The following is a 25287-nucleotide window of genomic DNA, read 5'->3' on the forward strand; positions in this document are numbered from 1 at the left end:
GTAGAATGCGCTTCACGACAGTGCCGCCGACCCTTTGCGGCACAGCACAACAGGAAAGGAATACGGCCATGTACCGTGTCTTGCTGGTCGAAGACGATGCGCGCCTGGCTGCGCTCGTCACGGAATACCTGCACGCTTATCGCTTCGAAGTGACGGTCGTGTCCAACGGCGCACGCGCACTGGAGCGCTTTCGCGCGTTCTCGCCGGACATCGTGGTGCTAGATCTGATGCTGCCCGGCATGGACGGCATGGAAATCTGCCGCCAGTTGCGCGCCGTCAGCACCACGCCGATCCTCATTCTCACGGCGAGAGAAGATACCTACGATCAGGTCGCGGGGCTCGAAGTCGGGGCGGACGACTACGTCGTCAAGCCGGTCGAACCGCGCCTGCTGCTCGCGCGCCTGCGCGCATTGCTGCGCCGGGTCACGCCTGTAGCGGAATTCGAGATCGCTACCGACGACGGCCTCGCCTTCGGCCAGTTGCGCATCGTGCCGCGCGATCGGATGGTGTTCTGGCGCGGTACGCCCGTGGAGCTGAAGTCCAACGAATTCAGCCTGCTGCTGATTCTGGCGCGCGGGGCCGGACGCGTCGTCACCCGCGACGAGATCCTGCAGCAGTTGCGAGGCATCGAGTTCGACGGCATCGACCGCACCGTCGACGTGGGCATCTATCGCCTGCGCAAGCGCTTCGAGGACACCGATGGCGAGCCGCAACGCATCAAGACCGTCTGGGGACGCGGCTATCTCTTCAGCCCTTCGGCGTGGGAGAGCTAAGCCATGATTCGCATTCTTCTGAAGCTCTACGCGCTCGTGGCGATCTCGCTCGTCGCCACGATCCTCATCATCAACTACGCGTTCGGCTACATCTTCTACGACGTGCTCAATCAGGTCGCACAGAAGCAACTGGGGGCCTATGCATGGCTGATCAACGAGCGCGTGAATACGCTGCCGGAATCGGAATGGCCGAACTTCCTGAACGATCTTCAGGCGCGCGGCAACGACAAGTTCGAACTCAAGCCGCTCGACGGCTTCGTGCTGCCACGTGAGTACGTGCGCAAGCAACTCGAGGACGGCAAGGTCATCGCGACCGCCACCGACGGCGATCACTACGCCATGCGTCTGGGCAAGTCCAACTGGGTTTTGACCTCCGAGAGCGGCACGATCACCGACTGGAATCTCAAGACGATCAACTATCTCGCGTACGCGGTGCTGGCGCTGCTGACACTGATCGCGGTGTTGACCTGGGTGCGCTGGTACTGGAACGACATGCAGGCGCTCAATCGTGCGGCGAGCCGCTTCGGCGAGGGCGACTTCACCGCGCGGGCGCGCGTGTCGCGCTTCTCCAACCTGATGGCGCTCGTGCGCGTGTTCAACACGATGGCCGATCGCATCGAGCGCTCCATCAAGGCGCAGAAGGACATGATCAATGCCGTCTCGCACGAACTGCGAACACCGATTGCACGCCTGGATTTCGGCCTGGAGATCCTGCAACAGCGCCGCCACGAGCCCGACGCCGACGAGCGCATCAACGCCCTCAAAGGCGACATTCGCGAACTCGAAGAGCTCGTGACCGAACTGCTCTCGCTCGCTCGCCTCGATCAGATCACGGCACCGCCCACGCGCCACGCCGTATCGCTGCGCCTGATGTTCGACAGCCTCGCAGCCAACTGCACCGAAGTGCTTGCCGCCCGCTCGATTGCGCTGGACATTGCCGCCGAGCCCGGGGCCGATTGCGTCGAAGTCGAACCCAAGCTGCTCGCACGCGCCGTGCAGAACCTGCTCAACAACGCCATGCGCCACACCACGCGACGCATTGTCTGCGGCGCCCGGCAGTGCGACAGCGGCGAGGTCATGATCTACGTCGACGACGACGGCGAAGGCGTGCCGGTGCCCGAGCGCGCCCGCATCTTCGAGCCGTTCCACCGGCTCGACAGCAGTCGCAACCGTGCCACCGGTGGCTTCGGACTGGGGCTGGCCATCGTGCGGCGCATTGCGTTGCTGCACGGCGGACGCGTCGGCGTCGACACATCGCCGCTCGGCGGCGCACGCTTCACCATCACACTGCCGGGTACCCAGCCCGCCTGATCCGCACGGGCGCCTACCTGCGCGCCCCGCCAGCAACCAGTGGCAACAAGCGGCCCCCCACGGTCGGCAAGCGCGCATGCGCTGCGCCGGCCGATTTCATTGCAGCGTCTCATTTCGGATGACGACGAATTGTCATGTTCGCGACATGTTGGCCGCTTACATTGGCGACTCAATTTAATCCCAAAGAGGACCTTAGTAATGAAACCCAACTTCCGCATTGCGGCGGCGGGGTGCTGCGTGGCGTTCGCCAGCAGCCTGCCCATGCCCGCTCTGGCCCAGTCCAACGTTCAGCTCTACGGGCTGATCGACTCGGGCGTCGAATTCCTCACCAACGCCGACAAGAACACCGCCGGCAACACCGTCAACCTCACGCGCGTCACCTCGGGCAACCTCGCCGGTTCGCGTTGGGGCATCAAGGGCGCCGAAGACCTCGGTGGCGGCAACAAGGCGTTCTTCCTGCTCGAAAACGGCTTCAACATCGCCAACGGCCAGTCGCTCCAGGGCGGCCGCCAGTTCGGTCGCCTGGCGTATGTCGGCCTGTCGAACAAGTCCGTCGGGTCGTTCACCATCGGCCGTCAGGGCGGCGTGTTCCTTGACTGGGTGAGCAAGTTCAACCCGCTCAACAACGCGGTCTACGCGATCAAGATGCAGGACACGGCGTTCTCCGACCGTCTGGACAACAGCCTGCGCTACACCGGCAAGTTCGGTGGCTTCGAAGCGATGGTCCAGTATTCGAAGGGCTACGACGACGTGAGCTTCGGTGCGTCCAGCACGACGCCGGGCGACAACCGTCGCGCGCAGGTCGTCGACGCCGGTGTGCGCTACGCCAACGGCCCGCTGTCGTTCGTGATCGCGTACGACCAGAAGAACGGCGGCTCGACCTTGCCCAATGCGGCCATGACCTCGAAGGTCGGCGGCTACGAAGGCAACATGGATCGCCGCATTGCCGCCGCTGTCCAGTACTCGCTGCAAAGCGTCGATCTGTACGTGGGCTATCGTTACCTAAACGCCAAGGCAATCCACCTCTCGGCACTGAACAAGAGCCCGGTGGAAGCGTCGAGCTACTACTGGGTGGGCACGACGTGGCACGCCACGCCGACGCTCGACCTGTCGGCCACGGCGATGTATCAGGACTTCTACGGCACGAATCGCGATCCGCTGTCGTTCCAGGTCAGCGCCGACTACAGCTTCTCGAAGCGTACCGACGTCTACGTGAACCTCGGCTACGTCGTGAACCGCAATGGTTCCGATCTCGGTCTGAACGGTTTCGGCACCAACGTGGTCGCCGGCAAGAACCAGTTCGGCACGATGGCCGGTATCAAGCACACGTTCTGATGGCAGGCGACACTCGCGCTTCGCAGGAAGGCCGCGTGTCGCCGGGCGTGTCCCTGTCGCTGCGCGCGCTGCACCAGACGTTCGGTGCGGCGCGCGTGCTCGACGGCATCGACCTCGATGTCCCCGCCGGCACCACGACCGCCCTGCTCGGCCCCTCGGGCTGTGGCAAAAGCACGCTGCTCAAACTGCTCGCAGGACTGCTCGCCCCCACCGGGGGCGAAATCCGTTTCGACGACACGGTCGTGGCCAGCGCAAGCGTCTGCCACGCGCCGGAGTTGCGCTCGCTCGGCATGGTCTTTCAGGACTACGCGTTGTGGCCCCACATGAGCGTGGCGGCCAACGTGGCATTCCCGCTCGAGATGCGCGGCGTGAAGCGCGCCGAGCGTACCGAACGCGTGGAAGAAGCCCTCTCGCTCGTCGGCCTCGCCGGTCTGGGCGCACGGCGCCCACAGGCGCTCTCGGGCGGCCAGCAACAGCGCGTCGCCCTGGCGCGCGCGATCGTTGCGGCCCCGCGACTGCTGCTCTTCGACGAACCGCTCTCCAACCTCGACCGCGATCTGCGCACGCGCTTGTGCGCCGACATCGGCGCGCTGCTCACGCGCCTGGGCACCACGGCCGTGTATGTGACACACGACCGCGACGAAGCCGAGGCGCTGGCCGACCAGATCGTGATCCTCGCCCACGGGCGCGTTGACAAACGTATTACGAGGTAGCCCATAATGCTCCACCGCAAAATTATCGCGACACTTACCATGGCCTTTGCTGCAAGCGTTGGCGTGCAACACGCCCATGCGCTGACCGTCTATACCGCCGGCCCCGGCAACCTGAGCAAGAAGCTCGCCACGGGTTTCGAGAAGAAGACCGGCATCAAGGTCGATGTGTTTCAGGCCACGACCGGCAAGGTGATGGCCCGCATCGAAGCCGAGCAAGCCAATCCGCGCGCCGACGTGCTGATCTCGGCGTCGTGGGACACGGCACAGGATCTGGAGAAGCGCGGCTGGCTCGCGCCGTTCCAGAGCGCCAACGCCGCACGCGTGCCCGCCCCGTTCAAGACGTCGCACTATGTCGCCCAGGGCCTCTCGGCACTCGGTATCGTCTGGAATGCCAAGTCGGGCACGCCCGAGCCGCATGACTGGCGCGATCTGACCAAGCCCGCCTATCGCAATCTCGTGACCATGCCGGACCCGGCGCTCTCGGGCGCATCGGCCGACCTGCTGCTGGGCCTGCAGGCGCGTCTGGGCGGCGAAGCGTGGAAGCTCTTCGACGATCTCAAGCATAACGGCATGGTCGTCTCCGGCCCGAATGCGCAAGCGCTCAACCCGGTGTTGCAAGGCGCGAAGGCCGCAGTGTTCGGCGCGGTCGATTACGTTGCCTACGCGGCGGCGGCGAACGGCGAAGCCGTGAAGGTGATCTTCCCGACGAGCGGCACGGTCATCGCCCCGCGTCCCATGATGATCCTGAACACTTCGAAGCTGCAAAACGAAGCCCGTCAGTTCATCGACTACGTGCTCTCGGAAGAGGGTCAGCAACTGGTGGCCGAGGCCTGGCTGATTCCGGCGCGCGAAGACATCGCCATCAAGCGTGCATCGTTCAAGGACCTGCGTCTGCTGCCGCAAGGCGACGCGCAATCGTCGAGCGCCTCGCGCGCCGATGTCCTGGCACGTTTCGCCAAACTCAACGGCCAGCACTGACGGTGAAATCGCTCCGACTACTCCCGACGGCGACGGTCGCAGCCCTCGCCGTCGTGGTGGCGTTACCGGTCGCGTTCGTGCTGTTGCAGGCCATCTTTCCGAATCTTGCGCAGGGTTCCTTCGCGGGGCCCTTCTCCGCCGTGTGGCCCACGCTGTCGCATGACAGTACGTTGCCGCTCGTGGGCAATACGCTGCGGCTCGGCGTATCGGTAGCCCTCGGCACCGCCCTCGTGGGCGGCGCGCTGGGGGCGGTTCGCGGCCTGTTTCATGTGCCGGGCGCGCGGCTCTGGGACCTGTGCTTCCTGCTGCCGTTTCTCGTGCCGCCGTATCTCGCGGCACTCGGCTGGATGCTCCTGCTGCAAACCGGCGGCTACGCCCAACAGCTCACCGGGCTGGATGCCGGACAGTTCCTGTTCTCGCTGCCGGGCCTCGTCTTCGTGATGACGCTCAACATCTTCCCGGTCGTGTACTTCGCCGTCTCCCGTGCGTTCGCGACGACGGGCTCCCGTCTGGCCGATGTCGCACGGGTGCATGGCGCGTCGGCATGGCGCGCGTTCGCACGAGTGACACTGCCGTTGGCGCTGCCCGCCTTTGCCGCCAGTCTGCTGTTGGCGTTCACGATGGCCATCGAGGAATTCGGCGCACCTGCCGCGCTCGGTGCGCGCGCCGGATTCTCCGTGCTGGTGACGTCCATCGAAGGCCGTTTTGCGGACTGGCCGATCGACCTGCCCGGCGCATCGATCCTCTCGGTCGTGCTGGCGGGGCTGGCGTTGTGTGCTTTCGTGCTGCAGCACCGACTCGCGGCCGGCAAGGACTTCGAGACACAGACGGGCAAACCGATCGCCTCGCCACCACGCGCGCTGGGGCGCTGGCAATGGCCGGTGCTGCTCGGCTTCGGGTTCGTGGCCTTGCTCGCGACGCTCGCACCGTTGTTCTCGATATTGGCGACGGCGTTCTCGGGCACGCTCTCGGGCGGCCTGTCGGTCGCCAATCTGACGACGTCACACTTCGTCGCATTGCTGGGTCAGGGCGCGGACGGACTCGAAGCGTTGGCGACGAGCCTGTCGCTCGCGCTCGGCACGTCGCTCGTGACCGGCGTGCTCGGCTTCCTGTGCGCCTGGTGTGTCGTGAAGTCGACGATGCGCGCCCGCGTGCTGATCGACGGACTGTCGCTGCTGCCGCACGCCTTGCCCGGCATCGTGGTCGGGGTGGGCCTGATCCTCGCGTGGAATCTGCCGTTCTGGCCGGTCACGCCGTACAACACGTGGGGCATTCTGCTGCTGTCGTACAGCTGCCTGCTGCTGCCGTACCCGGTGCGTTACACGAGTGCGGCGCTGCGCCAGACGGCCGCGTCCCTCGAAGCCGCCGCGCGCGTGCACGGTGCGCCGGCCGGTGTGGCGCTGCGGCGAATCACGCTGCCGCTCGTCATGCCCGCGCTCGGGGCGTCGCTGATGATCGTGTTCGCCATCGCATCGCGCGAACTGGTGACGTCGCTGTTGCTCGCGCCGAGCGGTGTGCAGACGGTTTCGATCTTCGTGTGGCGTCAGTTCGAGCAGGGCTCCATCGGGCAAGGGATGGCGATGGGGGTGGTATCGATGGCGGTGAGCGGGACGCTGCTCATGCTGGCCTCGAAACTGAACGGCAAGCCCGCGAACGGCTAGGCGTTCCGCTTGCCCCGCAAGGAACTCGTGTCGCGTCCGGCGCAAACAGACGCGTGCCGGGCGCGATACCCCTGACTGCCGCGATCAGAACGGCATGCGCACGAGTTCCTCGACCGCGCCTACGACTTTGTCGCGCGTCTTCATCAACATCGAGAACGACAGATCGGCCTGTGCGCTCGCCAGCATGGCGCCCGTCAGGTCGTCACTGTGTCCCAGATCGACCGCCGTCATGCGCGCACCCGCTTCGCGCTGTGCGGCGTCCACGCCGCGCAGCATGGCGCCGAAGTCCGGCGGGGCCGTCGCGCCGGCGTACGCGAGCGATGGCTCGCTTGCCCCGGCAGCTCGGCCGAGTTCACGCTGCGTCGCGTGCATACGATCCAGCGCGTTCGTCAGCGCTTGAGTCATCGAGACAGGCATTGGGGTCTCCCTGGTCAATTTCGGCGCACTCCTGACGGGAGTTGGCCCTTGAAGACTCCGCACTTTACGCACGCCCATCACCGCCATAAATAGGCGTTCCCCCAAAGATGGATGGGTTGGGGCATTCCCCAACAACAAGGTCGGGCATGGCCTTTAGGATGCGAACTTCCTTGCGCTTACGAGCGTTGAGAATCGTTCGAATCGTCTCCAATCATGTGAATGCCATGCACGCGCCTACGCCGCACCGGAACTTCCGGGCACTCGATCCGTGTCGGCTCGGACAGCCGACACAACGCCTCGATCCACTGACCGAACGCCTGCGCTCTCGGCTCGATGTCCAATTGCCGCAGCACGTCCGTCATCGCCATGCTACGACGTGGCGCGTCGCGACCATGTCGGTGAGCACCACGCTCCCGGAGGCGAGCAGCGTCATCGTGCAGCGATTTCGCGTCGCCGATCACGACATCGACGTTGCGCTCGATGCCGGCTTGTTGCGCGACGCCTTTCGCCTCCGGTACGACGCCGACGACTTCGTTGGTCCGCCGGCGCGGCATATCGCGCCGCGTGCCGCGACCTACGAGCGCTTCGTCGTTCGGTTTGCGCGACAGATGCTCGATGCGTTACGTCAGGCGTTGTCGCCGGATGCGTCCCTCATGCCGCCGGACGTCGTCGAGACCATGGACACCGATCCTCGTCGGACGCCACCGTCGCTGTGGATCGTCGCACACATCACGGACCGGGCGGATCCTACCGGGCATGCCGGCGGCATGCCGTTGGGCGCTGTCGCGTATCGGCTCGCCGCCGAAGATGCCCGCGGCTGGCTGTCGAAGCTCGCCCCCGACGCCGATGAACGCGCGGCACAGCGCACCACGCCACCGTGTGAACTCGCCACGGTCCCCGTTCGCCTGAGCGCGCACTGGCTCGATGTCGACCTGACGCTGGGCACCCTGCTCGACGCCCGCGCGGGCGACGTGCTGCCGGTGCGCTTCATGTCGCGCGCACTCGTGTGCATCGACAACGACGCGCTGATGACGGCCGACATCGTCGAGCGCGACGCGCAGCTGTGCCTGACGCACTTCCAAACTCTCTGATCCCGAATTCCATGTCCGACACCTCCCCCTTCCCCCCCTTCTCCGCCGATCATCCGTCGGATTCCGACGGCAAGACGCCCGGCGCCATCGACCCGCTCGCCGACGACGCCCTGCTTCCGCTCGACGGCCTGTCCGGCGACCTCTCCGACGACCTCGGTACCGACTGGCAAGACAACGCTGACGCGATCGGCAGCGGGAGCGCTGCCGGTGGCGAGCGTGCCGCCGCGCCGCTCGCCATGCGCGAAACACTCCGGCGCGTGCCCGTGAAGCTCACGCTCGAAGTGGGCGCTGCGCGTCTGACGCTGGGCGAACTCTCGGCGCTGCGCACCGACGACGTGCTCAGTCTCGATCGCGCGGCCGGCGCGCCGCTGTCGGTGCTGGTCAACGGCGTGCCGGTCGGCCTCGCCGAAGTGGTCGTATCGGGGACGCAGTACGGATTGAAGATCCTCACGCTCGACGCCATCGAGCTCGATCGGCTCGCGCAATGAAAATCGCGCGGCATCTCCTGCGCCTGTGCCAGCCGCGCCTGCGCGACCACCGGCAAGCACCGCAACGCGAGCGCAGTGAGCACGAACACCGATTTCCGCTGTGTGCGTCGGAGATCTTCGTGCTCGCGCTGGTCGCGATCGGCTTCGCGTGCTTCGCAACGAGTGCACGCGCGGACGACGCTGGCGCGTTGATGCAAATACGCACGCAAGGCGGAACCACCGACTTCACGGTCAAGACACAGTTGCTCATCCTGATGACACTGCTCGGCTTGCTGCCGATGCTGTTGATGGTGATGACGACGTTCGTGCGCTTTGCGATCATCCTCGCGTTGTTGCGGCAGGCACTGGGACTGCAACAGGGACTGCCTTCGCGCGTGCTCACCGGCATGGCGCTGCTGCTCAGCCTGCTCGTGATGCGTCCGGTCGGCGAGGCCATCTGGACGAACGCCGTCGTGCCCTACGACCAGAATCGCATCACGCTCACCGAAGCCCTGAACGCCGGCGAGGCACCGCTCTCGCGCTTCATGCTGGCGCAGACGCGCCAGACGTCGCTCGACCTGATGGCGCGACTCACCGGCGAATCCGATGTTGCCGAACCGCAGGCGCACAGCTTTCTGGTCAAGGCCTCGGCGTTCCTGCTGAGCGAGCTCAAGACCGCGTTCCAGGTCGGCGCCATGCTGTTCATCCCGTTTCTCGTGATCGATCTCGTCGTCGCGTCCGTCCTCATGGCGATGGGCATGATGATGCTCTCGCCGCTGGTCGTCTCGTTGCCGCTCAAACTCCTGCTGTTCGTGCTCATCGACGGCTGGACGCTCACCGTCAGCACGCTCGTGACCAGCGTTCAGGCGGTCTGAGGAAGCACGATGCTCACCAGCGATATCGCCATCGACCTCGGGCTCGACGCCCTGCGTCTCGTCATCCTCGTCGTGCTCGTGCTGATCGTGCCGAGCCTCGTCACCGGCCTGGTGATCGCGCTGTTTCAGGCGGCCACGCAAATCAACGAACAGACGCTGTCTTTCCTGCCCCGCCTGATCGTCACGCTGCTCACGCTCGGCCTCGCCGCACCGTGGCTGGCGAGCACGCTCACCGACTTCGCCACCGACATCTTCGCCCGCGCGGCGTCGCTGGCCGGCTAGCGCCGCCGCGCTTGCCGCCGCCCGATCATGCCGACGTCGTTTTCTTCATCGCTCTCGCTTGCCGCGTGGCCCGGCCTTGAAGGCTGGCTCGCGCAGTGGCCCGCGCAACTCGTGCTGCTGTGGTGGCCCTTCTGCCGCTTCCTCGCCGCACTGAGCATGCTTCCGCTCGTGGGTGAAGGCGTGGTCCCGGTGCGCTGGCGCATTCTCGCGGCGTTCACCTTGAGCCTGGCGCTATGGCCGGTGCTCGCGCGCTCCGGCGTACCCGCCACGGACCCGTTCTCGCTCGCCGGCGTGGCACTGGCTGCGGAACAGGCGCTCATCGGCGCCGGCCTGGGGCTCGCGTTCTTCATCGTGCGCGCGTTGCTCACCCTCGTCGGCTATCTGTGCGCTTCGCAAATGGGGCTCGCCATGGCGGCCATGAACGATCCCATCAACGGCGAAGCCACGGAGCCTGTCTCGCTACTCATGGTGTGCCTCGGGATGTTGCTGTTCTTCATTGCGGACGGGCATCTCGTCGCGGTAGCCGTCGTGGGCCGCAGTTTCGACGTGTGGCCCGTCGGCGGCGGATTGCCCCTCGACGGCCTGAGCGGCCTGCTGCGCGCGCTGGGCTGGACATTCGCTGCGGCGATGACACTGGCGTTGCCGGTGGTCCTGACCACGTTCGTTGTCCAGTTCGGGCTCGGGCTGCTCAATCGCGCTGCACCCGCGCTCAACCTGTTTTCACTCGGCTTTGCGGTGACGACGCTGGTCGGTCTCGTCGTGCTCGCCGCCGTGGTGCCGGCACTGCCCGCGCATTATCTGACGCTCACCGAGCGCGTGCTTGACGCACTCGGCCCGGTCTCACGAGGGCCTTGACGCATGGCAGCGCAAGACACCGGCGACAAGTCGGAAGCCCCTTCCGCCCAGAAACTGCGCCGTGCGCGCGAGCAGGGTCAGGTGGCGCGCTCGCGCGACACCGCCACCGCTGTCGGCATCATGGCCAGCGTGGCCGTGCTCGCGGTGAGCGCGCCGTCGCAACTCGACGCCTTCCGCTCGCTCTACGCCGCAGCGTTCGCCGATCTCGCGGGTATCGGCTTCGACGACGCCTGGACGGCGCTGCTGCCCGCAGCCATGTGGCTGCTATTGGCGCTGCTCGCCCCGCTCGCGGCGATACCGCTGTGCATCGCCGTGGCGGCCATGCTGCCCGGCGGCTACGTTTTCAGTACCACGTTGCTCAAACCGAAATGGCAACGCCTGTCGCCGAAGGCGAACCTCGGCCGACTGGTCTCGATGAAGCACTACGCACAAGTCGGTACCGCCATCCTCAAGGTAGTGCTCGTGGCCAGCGTGCTGGTGTTCGTCGTCCGCGCGCGCTGGGATGCGTTGCTTGCCTTGCAGGCGAGCGCCCCGCGCGAAGCCATCGCTGTCGGACTCCTTCTGTTGCGCGACGCGGTGCTGATGCTGGGCGGTGCGTTCGTGGCGTTCGCCCTGCTCGACCTGCCATTGCAGCGCTTCTTCTTCATGCGCGACCAGCGCATGACCAGGCAGGAAGTGAAACAGGAGCACAGACAGACCGAAGGCCGCCCGGAAATCAAGCAACGAATCCGTCAGATTCAACGCCGTCTGGCCGAGCGCAGCCTGCGCCGCGTGGTGCCCACGGCGGACGTGGTGATCGTCAACCCGACGCACTACGCCATCGCCCTGAAGTACGACACCGGCCGTGCGCAGGCACCCTTCGTCGTGGCCCGCGGTCTGGACGAGACTGCTGCCGTGCTGCGACGAATCGCCCGCGAGCACAAGATCGACGTCGTGAGCGCCCCGCCACTGGCCCGGGCGCTGTATCACACGAGCCAGGTCAACCAGCAGATTCCCGCCGCACTCTACGACGCCGTCGCCGTGGTGCTGGCCTACGTGCTTCAGCTACGCGCCTGGCGCGTCGGCGAACGTGCAACGCAACCCGAGCGACCCGAGCCGCCTCGCGTGCCGGCCTCGCTCTCCGATCCTCCCTCATCGCAAACCCGCCCTTGATGCCATGTCCCGATTGCTGCTCGACCTGCGGCGTCAGAAGTTCCTGACGCCGCTCCTCGTCTTCGCCATTCTCGCGATGGTGATTCTGCCGCTGCCGCCGCTGCTGCTCGACACGCTCTTCACGTTCAACATCGTGCTTTCCATGGTGGTGATCCTGGTGAGCCTGTCGGTGCGGCGTCCGCTCGACTTCTCCGTGTTCCCCACGGTCATTCTCGCCACGACACTCATGCGCCTCACGCTGAACGTGGCGTCTACCCGCGTGGTGCTGCTCAAGGGGAACGAAGGCACGCAGGCGGCCGGGCGCGTCATCGAATCGTTCGGCAACGTCGTGATCGGCGGCAATTTCGTCGTCGGTCTGGTGGTCTTCGTGATCCTGATGATCATCAACTTCGTCGTGGTCACCAAGGGCGCGGAGCGCATCTCGGAGGTGTCGGCACGCTTCACGCTCGACGCGTTGCCCGGCAAGCAGATGGCCATCGACGCCGACCTGAATGCGGGCCTCATCAATCAGGAGGCGGCCCAGACACGACGGCGCGAGGTGAGCGCCGAAGCCGACTTCTACGGTGCGATGGACGGCGCGTCGAAGTTCGTTCGCGGCGACGCCATCGCGGGCATTCTCATCCTGCTCATCAACCTGATCGGCGGCGTAGCCATCGGCGTGACGATGCACGGCATGAGTGCGGGCGACGCGTTCCGCCAGTACTCGCTGCTCACGATCGGCGACGGGCTGGTCGCGCAGATTCCGGCGTTGCTGCTCTCGGCCGCCGCCGCCATCATCGTCACGCGAGTGTCCGACGCCGGTGACTTCGAGCAGCAGGTCGGCGACCAGTTGCTCGCCTCGCCGGCAGTACTGGCGAGCGTGGCGGTACTCATGTTCGTGCTGGCGTTGATTCCGGGAATGCCGACGGCGCCCTTCCTCGCCTTCGCCGCCGTCATGGGATTCGTGGCGTGGCGCGTGAGTCAACGACGTCCGCCCGCCGCAGCGGACGACACTGAAGCGCTCGAAGCCGCGCTGTCGACGAACGAACCGCCAACGCTCACCTGGCAGCAACTGCCGTTCGTCTCGCCGGTCACGGTGAGTCTCGGCTACCAGATCGTGAGTCTGGTCGACAAACGCGAAGGTGCGCCGCTGGTGCAACGCCTTTACGGCATGCGGCAGACGCTCTCGCAGGCGATGGGCTTCGTCGTGCCGGCGGTGCGTCTTGATACCGGGCTGGGACTGGGGCCGGGCGAGTATGCCATCGATGTCGGCGGCGTACGCGTGGCCAGCGCGTCGCTGCCACACGATCGGTTGATGGCCATTCCCGCACCGGACGGCTACGGAGAGCTGGACGGCATGCCGGCCATCGATCCGTCGTTCGGCATGCCGGTGGTCTGGATCGAGCCCGAGCAACGCGCCAACGCGCTGGGGCTCGGCTATCAGATCGTCGACGCCGCCGGGGTGATCGCCACCCACGTCCAGCAGTCGATGAAAGCGCATCTGGCCGAGCTGTTCACCTACCAGGACGTGACATCGCTCGGCGAGCGCCTGCGGGAGCTTTCGCCGGCACTGGCCGACGCGCTCGACAAGGCGCTCACGCATCAGCAGCAACTGGCCATCATTCGCCTGCTGCTCGACGAGGAGGTGTCGCTGCAGGACATCGACGTGCTGGCGACGGCACTCGTGCACGCGGCAACGACCAGCAAGGACCCGCTGGTGCTGTGTGCCGAAGCGCGCACCGCGCTCAAGCGACGTCTGGTGCACGGCCTCATCGGAGATGCGCCGTCGCTGCACGTCTATCAACTCACGAACGATCTTGAAAACCTGTTGCTGGGCGCCTTCACGGCAGCACAACAGGCGGGAAAGACGGCCGCCGACGCGTTCCCGCTCGATCCACAGTTGCTGGCGCAATTGCAGTCTCATCTGCCGCAGGCACGCGAAAACATGCGGCAGGCCGGACACATGCCGGTCTTGCTCGTCATGCCGCAGATCCGGCCGTTGCTTGCGCGCTATGCACGCATGTTCGCAAGCGGCCTGCACGTTCTGTCCTACAACGAGGTGCCTCAGACGAAAGAGATCGAGGTGACGGGGACGTTGGGATAAGCGCAGCGACGCGGCGCGATACTTAGCGTGCATGAAAAAGAGCCAACGGCGCAAAACCGTTGGCTCTTTCGTTTCCACACCTGACTGGCCGTTCAACGCCGGCCAGTGTCACACGGACGGATTAGCGCAGAAGCATCTGAATCATGCCCGGCATTTCGCCGGCCTTCTGCAGCATTTGCAGGTTCACGTTCATCTGCGTTTGCAGCTTGGTCAGCTCCGACACCGATTCGGCGAAGTCCACCTCGTTCAGACGCGAGTTCGCTTCGCTCGTGTTCTGCAGCAGCGTCGATTGCACTTCTTCACGGCCGTCGAGGTCCATCATGGCCGCACCGATGCTGGCTTGCACGGTGGCGAGCTGGCTGATGGCCGACTCGAGATTCTGAATCGCACTGCCGGCGCCCGCGGCGTCGCCCAGTTGCGATTGCGCCGTCAGCTTCGATTGCAACGCCTTGTTCACTTCCACCACGAGCGCCGAGCGATCATTCAGGGGCGTGTTGGCCGCGTTACCGCCGCCGATCAGGGCGCCCATCGCCGTTTGCAATGCGGTTGAGAATGCCGCGGCGTCGTTGGGCGCCTTGTCCAGTTCAGTCTCCAGCGAGGTTTTCAGCATGTCTTCCCACGACTTGGCAGGGTTAGAACCGGCGGCCGTGTGCTCCGAGGCCAGAATGCGAGCCATCTCCGGATTTGCCTTGAGCGCCGAGATCACTGCATCTGCGCCGGCGGAAGCGTTGGAAGCGCCCATGACTTCGTACGCTTTCAAAGTACCGTCAAACGCCTTGACCTGCTGCGTCCCGAACTTGCCCGTCGCATCGCCGATGCTGGCGAAGAGCGCCTGGAGTTCCGCGCTGATGTTCAGTTCCTTGGTCTCGTTCTTGTCTGCGCCGACTTGCAGGTCGATCTTGTCTTTCGCCAGAATGCCGGTGGCATCGCCGCCGAACGTCATCTTCAGCAGATTCTTGCCAGCGAACGTCGTGTTGTCGAAGATCGCCTTCAGTGCCTGGGCGTTGTTCGTGTATTGCTGTTGCAGCGCGGACTTCTCGGCTTCGCCCTTCAGACCGTCCTTCGCTTGCGTGGCCAGATCCTTCATCGTGACCAGCAGTTCGTTGACCTTGTCCAGCGCACCTTGCGCCACACGGGTGCTCGACTGCGCGTACTTCATGTTGCTGATGGCCGACTTGGTACCGCTGGCGTGCATGTTCAGCATGGCCGAGATGCGCGCGGCGGCCGGATCGTTCTTGTACAGGTCGTTCTTCTTGCCGGTCGACAGATCGCGCATGATCTCGTTCAGCTTGCTGCCGGTAGCGCGCTGCGTGTTCAGCGACGACATTTGCGACACATTGGTGTGCAGAGTCAACATTGCTCAGGCTCCTTTACGTTGTGAGCGATGGCAGACCGGATAGCCTGCCTCACTTTGATAAGGCGTCCCTGCGCGAAAATTGTTAATGCGTGACCGACGTGATTTCTCCCATCCGGCAGCCATCGCGAGACGGGCTCAGCGAGACAGGTGTTGGAAAGTCGGAAAGAGGGATGCGGCGACGGCGAAGTCGCGCTGTGGTGCGACCTGACGGATCGCGATCGACGACGGCCGTTCGATGCCGTCCGGACCGATGTCAGTCCGCCAGCAAGGCACGCACGTTGGCGCGCGAGACCGGAACGCCGCCCGGCATCGCGAGGGCCAGCGCGACGAACGGCGGCGACTTGCCCAGCCGCGTCGCCCATGCCTTGGCGGAGGTCATCGCATGCGCATGGTCAACGCCCATCGGGGCGGCTTGACCTGCGCCCACGGTGCGGGCGACGGATTGCGCCGACGTTCGCGCCGCCCGTGTGGCTTCGGCATGCGCCGCGCGAATCGCGCTCACCATCGACGCAAGCGTTCGTCGCGTGCGAACGACGGAAGCACGTCCGTCGATCCGCCACGTGGACGGCGAGATGGCATCGGGGGCGTCGCGAAGGACTGGGCGGCGCGCCGCGCCGTTTACGCCGTTTACGCTGTTTCGGTCGTTTCGGCCGTTTCGGCCGCTTGCGGAGGAAGTCTGCGTCGAGGCACGGGCACCGACCGAGTCGCCGGCGCTGTGCGATGCCTGCGAAACCCCGCCGCCCGTTTGGGCGATGGCAAACCGCGAGGCAATCGACGGCCAGCTTGCGCCTGCGGTTCGCATCACCCAGGCTTGCTGGGGCGGGGGCGCTTCGAGCGTAATGCCATACGCCGCAAGCGCACGCGCCGTACGCCCGCGCAACCCGGCCTCCGATATGGCGTTTGCCACGTCGACCTCCACGCCGGCACTGTCGGCGCCGACGGGATAGAGCGTGATCCGCTCCGGCTTCGATACGCGCCAATGCTGCGGGGCAACGCCTTCGATGGTGAAGCGCCTCGGCGCGTCGCCGCGCGAATCGAAGTGCAGGCGATCGTCGACGGTGCCAAGGCTCGCCCGGTCCCGGGCTTGCCACTGTGCGCCGAGACTCGCCAGCGCACGCTGCGCGCGCTCGTGCGATGCCGGGTCGCCATCGCGCCAGCGCGCCAGGGTCGCCAGTGCAGCGTTCGCGCATGCATGCAGTCCGGCGAGCCAGTCGAGTGCCGCAGCCGCACGACTGGCGGTGACATGGTGTGAATTCAGGTCGACCGTGAGCGCGGCGCGCCGTCGGTCAAAGGCGGCAGGGGAAAGCCACGTCGGCCACCGCGCTGGCGCTGCGCCGAGCGCGTCATGCGCTCGTCCGGCCGCGCTCGCGGGCGATACGTCGGCCGCTGCGGGCGCGGTGGCCCCTCGGCCAGCCCCGGGCTCACGCCGCGACAGTACGCGACCGGCGGCTCGCGCGTCATCGAGCGCGGGGTTCCCCGGAATATCGCGAATGGCGTCAACCATGCTTCCTCTCCGATGAACTCAGCCAGCGAAGGCCCATCGCGCAAGCCTCAGACGACATCGAAAAACGACAACTGGCCCACCTGGATATGCGCGTTGCGCGCGGTGGAAAGGGCCATGAGCAGCTCCCGCCAGGCCGTCATGGCTTCGGTGGCATCTCGTCCTTCGAGCGCGAGACGCGTCTTCCCCAGTACCTCGCCTTTCAACGACTGCTCTTTGCCCACCGCTTCCAGTCGTCTCGCACTGTGGTCGTTCGAGAATCGCACCGCCGAGATTTGCTGCATCTGCGCATCGAGAGGATCGATGAGATCCCGCAGGGAGCTCGTCGGGTCCGCAGGCGGCGTGCCTGTCAACGCTGAGGCGGCTGACGCAAGTCGGTTGAGTAAATCCGGCACCCCCTGCCAGGCGCGCGGCGGGTTGGTGTGGTACACCCCCTCACCGATCTCCATCGAAGCGGGCGGCCGTGCAGCCCCGCTTGATACGAAATTCGATGGGTCGCCCCCCTGTCCCGCCGTGTCTCGCACAGGGGCGCCACTGTCGGAGAACACGTAGCTGCCGTCCGCGCGACGGGCGTTGAACGCGTCGACGACGCTGCGCATCAAGTCACGAATCTTGTCCGCGCTGGCCCGCGCGTCGCCGACCTGCATGGCATCGGCCTTGAGCGCCGCGTCATTCTTGAACGCGCTCAACCGGTCGAAGGCGCTTTGCAGACTTGCGCTGGCTTGTTTGAGATCGGCATCGAGACTGGCGATGATCTTCGTGCGGCGGGCAATGGCTTGCTGCTCTCTATCGATGCGCGCGATGCGTTCGAAGTCGACCGGATCGTCCGATGCGCGCAGCACACGCTTGTGCTCACGCGACTGCTCGGCCGTCCGGTCGAGCCTCTCCTTCATTTCGCGCAGCACATGCTCACGTTCGAAGCGGCTGAAGTGGGTGATTTGCATGATGACTTCCTTTGACGCGTGCCGGTCAGACCATTGCCAGCGTGGCGTCGAACAGTTCGTTGGCGACCGACGCCACGCGAGCGTTGGCGCGGTACAGCTTCATGTAGGCCATGAGCGATGCGCCCTCGTCGGTCTCGTCCACGCCTGCCTGCTTCTGAAATTGCGTGCGCGCAGACACCAGCACCGACTGCGCCGAACCGGCGCTTGCCGAAATCTCGCTGGCGCGGCGTCCGGCTTCGCCGGCGAGCGCGCTCATCGCCTCGGTGAGCGTCACACCGGAACGCCCCGACAGTGAGACCTTCGCATCCAGCGCACCTTTCAGGCGACGCAGCATCGTGCCGTTTCCGTTGGCGCTTTCGGTGCCGAGCGCAAGATCCTGCGCGCTCCCGACGGTGCGCTGCAGCCTCGGCACACCGTCGGCATCCGTCGTCATCGACAGCAGCGGGGTGTCGGTGAACGGTCCCGCCGTAACGTCGGCATGGGCGCGGTTGATTTGTTCGACGACGGTGCGTGCAATCTCCGTCGTCTCTTCGATGCGCTTGTCCAGCTCGCGGGTCAGGAAACGATCGAGCCCGCCCAGGCGCCCGCCGAGGCCATCGGGCGGCACACTCACACTCGATGCGCCGGCGCTCAACGTATAGCCGCCGTCCGACTGCGCTTCAAGCCGCGCGGAGCGCCCGCCAAGCACCAACGGATGTCCGCCGCGCGTGAGCACGTGATAGGCGCCACTCGCGTCTTCGCGCACGTCGATGTCGACCAGCGCCGCCAGTTCACCGAGCGCCTGATCGCGCTGATCTTCGATAGCGAGTCGGCCGGCCGCGTCCGGAGTGAGACGATGCAGGCGATTCAATTCGGCAACCGACGCCGCCAGACGGTTCACCTTCTCCGCCTCCCCCGCCCGGACCGAATTCAGATTGCTGCGCAGACGCGCCAGCGATGCGAACAGTGCATTGGTGCGCTCGGCAACGCGGCCCAATGCCTCGAAGACTTCGTCGGCGTGCACGTCGCTGCCCGTGACCTGCGCCTCGTGGCCAAGCGCCTTGAGCAAATCGCGCAGGCCCATCGGATCGCTGGTCACGTCGCTGCCACCCAGTTGCGTGAGCAGCGCGTCGACGTGCGGTTTCTGGACATCGTGTTCGCCAGCCCCCGCCAGCGCCCGCCAAAGCCGCTCGCGTTGCGCGAGGCTTGCCACGCGCGCCGCGTCCTGCGCTTGTGCGGTGCCGTCGGCACGAGAACTCACACGCACATCTCGACGCGTGTACGCCGAGTTGCCCATCTGCGAGATGTTGAGCGCCGCGTTGTCGAGCAACGACTGCGCCGTTTTCACGCCTTGCGTAGCGATATTCAGCATATTCATCGGTAGTGCCCTGTTCCTTCTCGGTTAGTTCAGCGCTGCGTCATCTGCTGCACGATGGTGTCGGCGATGCCGAACGCGCGACGTGCGGCGAGTGCCTGTGCGACCTGCGTGTCGGCCCATTCATGCAGGCCGTCGGCGGTTCGGTCGCGCTTGCCCAGCCCGCCAGCGCCCTCGCTGTCGTCTCTCAGTGCCTGGGTCGCGCGACGCATCTCGCCGAGCAGCCGGGCAATGAAAATCGCTTCGAACTGTTCGGCGGCGGCGTCGAGATCGGCGCCGCCGCCGAACGGTGAGGGTGAGGATGCGGGTGCGCTCACGCCATACCAAGGCGACCCGGAGGGGGAAATGGGTAAATGATCGTGTGCCATCGATGTCCTCGACTCGGTCAAATAACGTGCAGCTCGCCGTTCAGCGCGCCCGCCTCGTCGAGCGCCTGCAAGATCGCGATGACGTCGTCGGGTGTCGCACCCGAGCGGCGCAGGCTGTCGACAATGGTCTGGAGATCCACGCCGGCCGGCCATACGTGGATGTCCATGCCGTCCTCCTCGACGTCGATGTTCGAACGCGACGCGGTGGCGGTCCTGCCCCGCGAGAACGGCGCGGGCTGAGAAACGATTGGCGACTCGCTCACCGTCACTCGCAACGAGCCATGGGACACGGCAACCGGACGCACCGTCACGCCCTGAGAGATCACGACAGTCCCGGAGCGTGCGTTGATGACGGCGCGCGGCACCCGGCTCACACCGGGCACGGGTAACGAATGCACGTCGGCGAGAAAACGTACGCGAGCGTCGGCGTCGTCGGGCGCGACCACTTCGATCGTGCTGCCGTTTTTCGCCTGCGCCGTGCGCTCGCCGAAGCGTGTGTTGATGGCGTCGGCGATATTCGCGGCGAGCTGGAAGTCAGGTCGTTTCAAACTCAGTCGCATGGCACCGCCCTCGCCTACCGGTACGGGAATCTCCTGTTCGATCGTCCCGCCGTTGGGAATGCGTCCCGCCGTCGGCGTGTTCTTCTGGACACGCGACCCGCTGCGGCCCTCCGCCTGCATCGCACTCACGACAAGGTTGCCCTGCGCGAGCGCGTAGGTCTGTCCGTCGACCGCACGCAACTGCGTGAGTAGCAGCGTGCCACCGCGCAAACTGCGCGCGTCGCCCATCGACGACACCGTGACGTCGATCGTCTGTCCGCGCAGGAAGCCGGAAGGATAGGTGGCGCTGACCATCACGGCCGCGACGTTGCGCGAGCGCAGTCGCACGTTGTCGGGCATGCTCACGCCGAACTGCTTGAGCAGATTCGCCAGCGACTGGCTCGAATGACGCGAACGCGGGCCGTCGCCCGTGCCGGCGAGCCCCACGACGAGGCCGTAGCCCACGAGCTGGTTGTCACGCACGCCCTCGACGTTCACGTAGTTGCGCACGGTTTGCGCATGCGCAGCCGGTGCGGCGAAGGCCGCGAAGATCAACGCGCTCAGCATTGACACCAATGCCACCGGTCCCGTGCGGATCAGTTGCGTAAATGCGAAGGAAATTCTGGATGGAAACATGACTCAGAGCGGTGCGAACTGGCTATTGAAGAAGCGCGTAAGCCAGCCCGGGTTGTTGCTGTCGGCCAGCGCTCCGGTGCCGAAATACTGGATGCGCGCGTTCGCGACACGAAGCGACGACACCCGGTTGGTCGTATCGATATCGCCCGCGCGCACGTAGCCGGCCACACGCACGGTTTCCTCTCCCTGATTCAGGTACAGACGCTTCTCGCCGCGCACGTGCAGCAGACCGCTTGGCAAGACGCGATGCACCACGACCGTAATCGCCCCGCGCAGCGTATTCTGCGCAGAGCTCGAGCTATCGCCCCGGAATCCCCGACTCGCCCCGACCGAGGTGTCGCCGAGGAGCGGCTTCCCCATCAGCGTGGCGTCGTCGACCGACATATCGCTGCGTTTGTCCATACGCGTTCCGGCGCGCTTGCTCGCCTGCGTCTGCTCCTGCAATACGATGGTGAGCACGTCGCCAGTGCGAAAAGCCCGCTGATCCGACGTGAGCGACAACGCGTGTCCGGACGAGAACAACCCGCCCGCCTGCCCTTGCGACGACATCTCGGCCACGCTGGGCAAGTCATCGCTTTCTTCGAGTGCGGGCGGCATGAAGCCCGCGCATCCAGCGAGCATCGCCGTCAGCAACGCCGCCGCACATCGCGACCCGCGTGGCAGACGCGCGCCTGAAACCGCAACGCGATGACGTGCAAGGACATCGCGCGAACGACCGCAAATCCCGTGCGTCATCGTCGTCTCCCTCCGTTATCGCGCGACCTGCGCGAGACTCTGCATCATGTTGTCGGCGGCCGAGAGCACCTTGGTGCTCATCTCGTAGGCGCGCTGCGCCGTGATCATGTTCACCATCTCTTCAACGGCCACGACGTTCGAGCCTTCGAGCGCCTTTTGCCGCAGGAGCCCCAGGTTCTCCTCGCCGGGACTGCCTTCAATGGCCGGACCGCTCGCACTCGTGCGCGCGAACAGGTTGCCGCCCAGCGGCTGCAGGCCGGACGGGTTCACGAAGTCGGCCAACAACAGACGGCCAAGCGACGTCGACTCGGCGTCGCCCGGTTCCACGGCGCTCACCTCACCATCGGCGCTGATCGTCACGTCGCGCGCGCCCGGTGGCAGCACGATATCGCCAACGATCGGATGCCCCGCCTGCGTCACCAGACGTCCTTCCACATCGAGCCGCAGGTTCCCGGCGCGCGTATAGGCCGTTTCGCCGTCGGGCATTTCCACCTGCAGGAAGCCACGTCCTGTGATGGCAACATCCAGTTCGTTCTGCGTGTCTTTTTCCACGCCGTTGACGAACTGCTTTTGCGTGCCGGCCAGCCGCACGCCCGTTCCGAAATACGTGCCGCCGGGCAATGTCGCATCGGCCTGGGTGCGCGCGCCGGCCGGACGCACAGCGCGATAGAACGTGTCTTCGAACGCGAGCCGGTCGCGCTTGAAGCCTGTGGTGTTGACGTTCGCCAGATTGTTGGCGATCGCCTGCAATTGCGCGTCCTGCGCGTGGACCGCCGTGCGGGCGATGAGAAGTGCAGGATTCATGAGATATCGAAAGTCAATTTGTGAAACCGGGAGGCGTCGCTCGGGCGCCCGAGAGGCACTCGTCGTGTACCGGACGATCTGCCGGAAAGCCTCATGTACGCATGAGACGGTTGCCGCCTTCGGCAAGGTCGTCGGCGATTTTGAACACGCGCATCTGCATCTCGAAGTCGCGACTGGCATTCATGCTTTGCACCATGGCACCGACGGCCGATACGTTGCTGGCCTCGAGATGCGCACCGCGCAGCGTGACATCGTCACCCGGCAACGTGCCGCCGTCCGCCACCAGCACGCCGCCGCCTGCAGCGCGCATGGCACCCGGCATGGCAAGTACGCGTTGCAGCCGGTCCACGCTCATCTGTTCGCCGTTCCCGTCGAGCGCCACGGACAACGTGCCATCCGCGTCGATATCGAGTTCCCGATGCGGCGGCACGACCACCGGCCCGCCTTCACCGAGCACGGCACGGCCATGCAGCCGCAGCGTGCCGTCGCCATCGAGCGTCAGCGATCCGCCGCGCGAATAGACAATGTCCACACCCTCGCCCGGTAGTGCCGCAAGCGCCAGATAGCCGTCGCCATCGATGGCGACGTCGAGCGCCCGGCCGGTCGGTTCGAGCACGCCGGGCGTGGCGTCGATGCCGGCCGGCGCCTGCAGGGCGAAGTGGCGCGAAGACAGCCCCGCACCGGGCATCGCGCCCGTCTGCGCGACCGCCAGAGACCCGCGAAAGCCCGTTGTAGTCGAATTGGCGAGATTGTGCGCAACGACCTGCTGCGTGTCCTGTGCGCGCTGCGCGCCGGACATCGCCGTGTAAATGAGGGCGTCCATGGCGTCAGATCGACTGCATGAGGTTGCGCATCATCTCGTTCTGTGTGGAGATGACCTTGGTGTTTGCCTGGTAGTTGCGCTGTGCCGACATCAGGCCCACCAGCTCGTCCGTCACGTTGACGTTCGAGCCTTCGAGAGACGATTTCACGAGCACCCCCGTGGCGCCCTCTCCCGGACGCCGCAACTGTGCAAAGCCTGACTCACCGGTTTCCCGCCAGACAGTGCCGTCCGAGGGATCCAGACCGTCCGTATTGGCAAATTCCCCGAGGGCCAGCTGGTACTGCGTTTGCGTGGTGCCGTTGCTGTACTCGGCGACCACGGAACCGTCCTGTTCGATGCGCGCCCGCACGAACTCACCGGCATCGCGACCACCGACTTCCGTGGCACTGGCGGAGAACGTGCCGATCTGTTGCGACATGCCGCTGAAGTCGGGCGTCGGCAAGTCGCCGTTGGCGGTGCGAGTAAAGGCCATCGATGTCGGATCGAGCGTGCCGATCACGGTCTCCACACCGCCGTTGATCTCCGAGACCTGCACCTCCGACTGCCCGGCCACCATCGAGAATCGCAGGGTCCTCACCGCGACTTCGCCGCTGGCGTCCCGGAACGTCACGGACGTCTCGCCGATCTGCGCGGGCGCCGTCGGCAACGGATCGGGCAGACGGCCCGTGACCTTGACACCGCTGCTCGGCAGTGCCGAGATCGGACGCTTGTCGATCGTCACGTCCGAGACATTCGACTGGCCATTCCCGAAGCCCTGCACGAGGCGACCCGCGCCGTCCACAAGGCGATTGTTCTTGTCGACGCTGAAGTCGCCCACGCGCGAGTAGACGCGTTGACCGTTCGTTTCCTTGAGCACGAAGAAACCGCCGCCCTGGATCGCCTGATGCAATTGATTCGCGGACGGACGCAAACTCCCGTTGGCGTCGACCGAGTAACGGGTGCCATTGACACGCACCCCTCCGGACTGCGTGCCCGCCATGGCGGATGCGAAGCTCGTGCTTCCCGACTTGTAGCCATTCGTGCCGACGTTCGAGATGTTCTGCGAAATCGTCTCGAGCGACTGATTGATGGCATTGATGCCCGACAGGGCGATATCGAAACTCATACTGAACTCCTTGGTTAGCTCGTGCGCGACGGCGCACCGCCCGACAATTCCACCAACTTTGCGGCGTCGATCCCGGTGCCAACGCCGGCTACGTCGATACGTGCCTGCGCACCGTCCAGATGCACGCGTTCCAGGCGTCCGGAAGCACGCACCGGCAGTTGCTGTCCATCGACCTCCACATGAATCGAGTAAGTCCCGGCACCAAGCTTCTGCTGCGTGAACCACGCGTTGTCGAGGTGGAACGACGTCTGCCCGCCAGCGGAAGCCGACGGCTCGATGGACTTGCGAAACGTCACGCCCCGGCTGTCGCGCAACACGATCTCGGCGCGTTGTGTGTGCTCGGGCAGTGCGACCGATCCGCGCACATCTGCCCCCTCGGCACGTTCCACGTGCTCGACTTCAACGCTCACATCGCGCCCGACGTGGCTGCCAAGCGCGAACGCCTGCATGCTCCCGAGCGCCTTCGTCTGATCGAGTACGCGCCGGCTGACCTCGTGCATGGCTTCGGTCTGGCTCATTTGCGTAAGCTGCGCGACGAACTGCGCCGGGTCGCTCGGGTTGAGCGGATCCTGATGGCGGATCTGCGCGACAAGCAGCTTCGTGAACATGTCACGCATGTCTGCGGCGGCATCGTCGGCGCTCGACGCGCCAATCCCCGTATCCGGGCGCGCCCCGGCACGCGCGATATCGCTGGTCCCGCCTCCAATCATTGGCGTCATCCCCGCTCTCCCAGTCGTAATAGATCCTGCTGCGCCGCGCGCACGCGGGCGAGCACTTCAAGGTTGGTTTGGAACGCACGCGATGCGTCGAGCATGTCGGTCATCTCTTCGATCGCGTTCACGTTGGCGTAAAAGACGTTGCCGTCGGCGTCCGCCAGTGGATTGCCCGGCTCATGCGACACGCGGGGCAGGTCTTCGCTCTCGTAGATGTCGATGACCTGCACGTGCTGCGCGCCCTTCGCCGCACCGAGCATCGTCGCAAACACGGGCTTGCGCGCGCGATAGGCCTCGTCGGCGTCTCCCGACACGGCACTGGCGTTCGCCAGATTGCTCGCCACCGTGTTCAGCCGGATGGTGTGTGCCGCCATCGCCGAACCGGCAATAGCCGCGATTTCTCTGAAGCTCATCG

At 65.6% G+C, this 25287-nt stretch carries 26 protein-coding genes; 13 read left to right on the plus strand and 13 right to left on the minus strand.

Annotation, left to right across the window (positions count from 1 at the left end; translation table 11 throughout):
* Positions 1 to 68 precede the first annotated feature (68 nt).
* The 6 genes from ABWO90_RS07830 (at position 69) to ABWO90_RS07855 (ending at position 6771) form a co-directional block, all read left to right on the plus strand.
* Positions 69 to 773: a response regulator gene (locus ABWO90_RS07830; protein ID WP_353190641.1), complete on the plus strand. Its 705-nt coding sequence runs from the start codon at positions 69 to 71 to the stop codon at positions 771 to 773.
* A gap of 3 nt (positions 774 to 776) precedes the next feature.
* Positions 777 to 2084 carry an ATP-binding protein gene (locus ABWO90_RS07835; protein WP_353190642.1) on the plus strand — a complete coding sequence of 436 codons (1308 nt, stop codon included), beginning with the start codon at positions 777 to 779 and terminating at the stop codon, positions 2082 to 2084.
* 198 nt (positions 2085 to 2282) lie between these two features.
* The gene (locus tag ABWO90_RS07840) at positions 2283 to 3419 is read left to right on the plus strand and encodes a porin (RefSeq protein ID WP_353190643.1); all 1137 of its coding nucleotides are present in this window, start codon (positions 2283 to 2285) and stop codon (positions 3417 to 3419) included.
* Positions 3419 to 4132, plus strand: coding sequence for an ABC transporter ATP-binding protein (locus tag ABWO90_RS07845; protein ID WP_353190644.1), 714 nt, complete (start codon positions 3419 to 3421; stop codon positions 4130 to 4132). The genes ABWO90_RS07840 and ABWO90_RS07845 overlap by 1 nt, the downstream gene beginning before the upstream one ends.
* 39 nt (positions 4133 to 4171) lie before the next feature.
* Positions 4172 to 5110 carry an ABC transporter substrate-binding protein gene (locus ABWO90_RS07850; protein WP_353190645.1) on the plus strand — a complete coding sequence of 313 codons (939 nt, stop codon included), beginning with the start codon at positions 4172 to 4174 and terminating at the stop codon, positions 5108 to 5110.
* A 2-nt stretch (positions 5111 to 5112) separates the two neighbouring features.
* Positions 5113 to 6771: an ABC transporter permease gene (locus ABWO90_RS07855; RefSeq protein ID WP_353190646.1), complete on the plus strand. Its 1659-nt coding sequence runs from the start codon at positions 5113 to 5115 to the stop codon at positions 6769 to 6771.
* Positions 6772 to 6855: 84 nt separating this feature from the next.
* Here ABWO90_RS07855 and fliE read toward each other — a convergent pair whose 3' ends face one another.
* Positions 6856 to 7188, minus strand: a complete 333-nt coding sequence (gene fliE / locus ABWO90_RS07860) for a flagellar hook-basal body complex protein FliE (protein ID WP_353190647.1) — start codon at positions 7186 to 7188, stop codon at positions 6856 to 6858.
* 224 nt (positions 7189 to 7412) lie between these two features.
* On the opposite strand from fliE, the gene ABWO90_RS07865 reads away from it, so the two are divergent.
* From ABWO90_RS07865 to ABWO90_RS07895, 7 genes are read left to right on the plus strand one after another with little or no spacing between them, the layout of a single operon-like run.
* Positions 7413 to 8279: a flagellar motor switch protein FliM gene (locus tag ABWO90_RS07865; protein ID WP_353190648.1), complete on the plus strand. Its 867-nt coding sequence runs from the start codon at positions 7413 to 7415 to the stop codon at positions 8277 to 8279.
* Between the two features lie 11 nt (positions 8280 to 8290).
* Positions 8291 to 8767, plus strand: coding sequence for a FliM/FliN family flagellar motor switch protein (locus tag ABWO90_RS07870; protein WP_353190649.1), 477 nt, complete (start codon positions 8291 to 8293; stop codon positions 8765 to 8767).
* Positions 8764 to 9621, plus strand: a complete 858-nt coding sequence (locus tag ABWO90_RS07875; RefSeq protein ID WP_353190650.1) for a flagellar type III secretion system pore protein FliP — start codon at positions 8764 to 8766, stop codon at positions 9619 to 9621. Before ABWO90_RS07870 ends, ABWO90_RS07875 begins: the two co-directional genes overlap by 4 nt.
* Positions 9622 to 9630: 9 nt before the next feature.
* Complete coding sequence (gene fliQ / locus ABWO90_RS07880) at positions 9631 to 9903, plus strand: flagellar biosynthesis protein FliQ (protein WP_353190651.1); 273 nt, start codon at positions 9631 to 9633, stop codon at positions 9901 to 9903.
* A 27-nt stretch (positions 9904 to 9930) separates the two neighbouring features.
* The gene (locus tag ABWO90_RS07885) at positions 9931 to 10758 is read left to right on the plus strand and encodes a flagellar biosynthetic protein FliR (protein WP_353190652.1); all 828 of its coding nucleotides are present in this window, start codon (positions 9931 to 9933) and stop codon (positions 10756 to 10758) included.
* Positions 10759 to 10761: 3 nt separating this feature from the next.
* Positions 10762 to 11910 carry a flagellar type III secretion system protein FlhB gene (gene flhB / locus ABWO90_RS07890; protein WP_353190653.1) on the plus strand — a complete coding sequence of 383 codons (1149 nt, stop codon included), beginning with the start codon at positions 10762 to 10764 and terminating at the stop codon, positions 11908 to 11910.
* Between the two features lie 4 nt (positions 11911 to 11914).
* Positions 11915 to 13993 (plus strand): flagellar biosynthesis protein FlhA, encoded by a 2079-nt coding sequence (locus ABWO90_RS07895; protein WP_353190654.1) that lies wholly within the window; start codon positions 11915 to 11917, stop codon positions 13991 to 13993.
* 121 nt (positions 13994 to 14114) lie between these two features.
* Here the strand turns inward: ABWO90_RS07895 and ABWO90_RS07900 are convergent, their stop codons facing one another.
* The 12 genes from ABWO90_RS07900 to flgC all read right to left on the minus strand — a co-directional run bounded on the left by ABWO90_RS07900 (position 14115) and on the right by flgC (position 25285).
* The gene (locus ABWO90_RS07900; protein WP_353190655.1) at positions 14115 to 15350 is read right to left on the minus strand and encodes a flagellin N-terminal helical domain-containing protein; all 1236 of its coding nucleotides are present in this window, start codon (positions 15348 to 15350) and stop codon (positions 14115 to 14117) included.
* A gap of 253 nt (positions 15351 to 15603) precedes the next feature.
* Positions 15604 to 16854, minus strand: a complete 1251-nt coding sequence (locus ABWO90_RS07905) for a hypothetical protein (RefSeq protein ID WP_353190656.1) — start codon at positions 16852 to 16854, stop codon at positions 15604 to 15606.
* Between the two features lie 47 nt (positions 16855 to 16901).
* Entirely contained in the window at positions 16902 to 17795 is an 894-nt protein-coding gene (locus tag ABWO90_RS07910) for a flagellin family protein (protein WP_353190657.1), read from the minus strand.
* Between the two features lie 25 nt (positions 17796 to 17820).
* Entirely contained in the window at positions 17821 to 19152 is a 1332-nt protein-coding gene (locus ABWO90_RS07915; protein ID WP_353190658.1) for a FlgK family flagellar hook-associated protein, read from the minus strand.
* Between the two features lie 29 nt (positions 19153 to 19181).
* The gene (locus ABWO90_RS07920; protein WP_353190659.1) at positions 19182 to 19517 is read right to left on the minus strand and encodes a hypothetical protein; all 336 of its coding nucleotides are present in this window, start codon (positions 19515 to 19517) and stop codon (positions 19182 to 19184) included.
* Positions 19518 to 19534: 17 nt separating this feature from the next.
* Positions 19535 to 20692 (minus strand): flagellar basal body P-ring protein FlgI, encoded by a 1158-nt coding sequence (locus ABWO90_RS07925; RefSeq protein WP_502922564.1) that lies wholly within the window; start codon positions 20690 to 20692, stop codon positions 19535 to 19537.
* Positions 20693 to 20695: 3 nt separating this feature from the next.
* Complete coding sequence (gene flgH, locus ABWO90_RS07930; RefSeq protein ID WP_353190660.1) at positions 20696 to 21427, minus strand: flagellar basal body L-ring protein FlgH; 732 nt, start codon at positions 21425 to 21427, stop codon at positions 20696 to 20698.
* 15 nt (positions 21428 to 21442) lie between these two features.
* Positions 21443 to 22231, minus strand: coding sequence for a flagellar basal-body rod protein FlgG (flgG, locus tag ABWO90_RS07935; protein ID WP_353190661.1), 789 nt, complete (start codon positions 22229 to 22231; stop codon positions 21443 to 21445).
* A 91-nt stretch (positions 22232 to 22322) separates the two neighbouring features.
* Positions 22323 to 23054: a flagellar basal body rod protein FlgF gene (locus tag ABWO90_RS07940; RefSeq protein WP_353190662.1), complete on the minus strand. Its 732-nt coding sequence runs from the start codon at positions 23052 to 23054 to the stop codon at positions 22323 to 22325.
* A gap of 4 nt (positions 23055 to 23058) precedes the next feature.
* Positions 23059 to 24159, minus strand: coding sequence for a flagellar hook protein FlgE (locus ABWO90_RS07945; protein WP_353190663.1), 1101 nt, complete (start codon positions 24157 to 24159; stop codon positions 23059 to 23061).
* 14 nt (positions 24160 to 24173) lie between these two features.
* Complete coding sequence (locus ABWO90_RS07950; RefSeq protein ID WP_353190664.1) at positions 24174 to 24878, minus strand: flagellar hook assembly protein FlgD; 705 nt, start codon at positions 24876 to 24878, stop codon at positions 24174 to 24176.
* A complete protein-coding gene (gene flgC, locus ABWO90_RS07955; protein WP_353190665.1) occupies positions 24875 to 25285 on the minus strand; it encodes a flagellar basal body rod protein FlgC in 411 nt (136 codons plus the stop codon). The genes ABWO90_RS07950 and flgC overlap by 4 nt, the downstream gene beginning before the upstream one ends.
* Between the last annotated feature and the right edge of the window lie 2 nt (positions 25286 to 25287).

The organism is Pandoraea pnomenusa (assembly GCF_040391475.1).
GTDB classification, from domain to species: Bacteria; Pseudomonadota; Gammaproteobacteria; order Burkholderiales; family Burkholderiaceae; genus Pandoraea; species Pandoraea pnomenusa_C.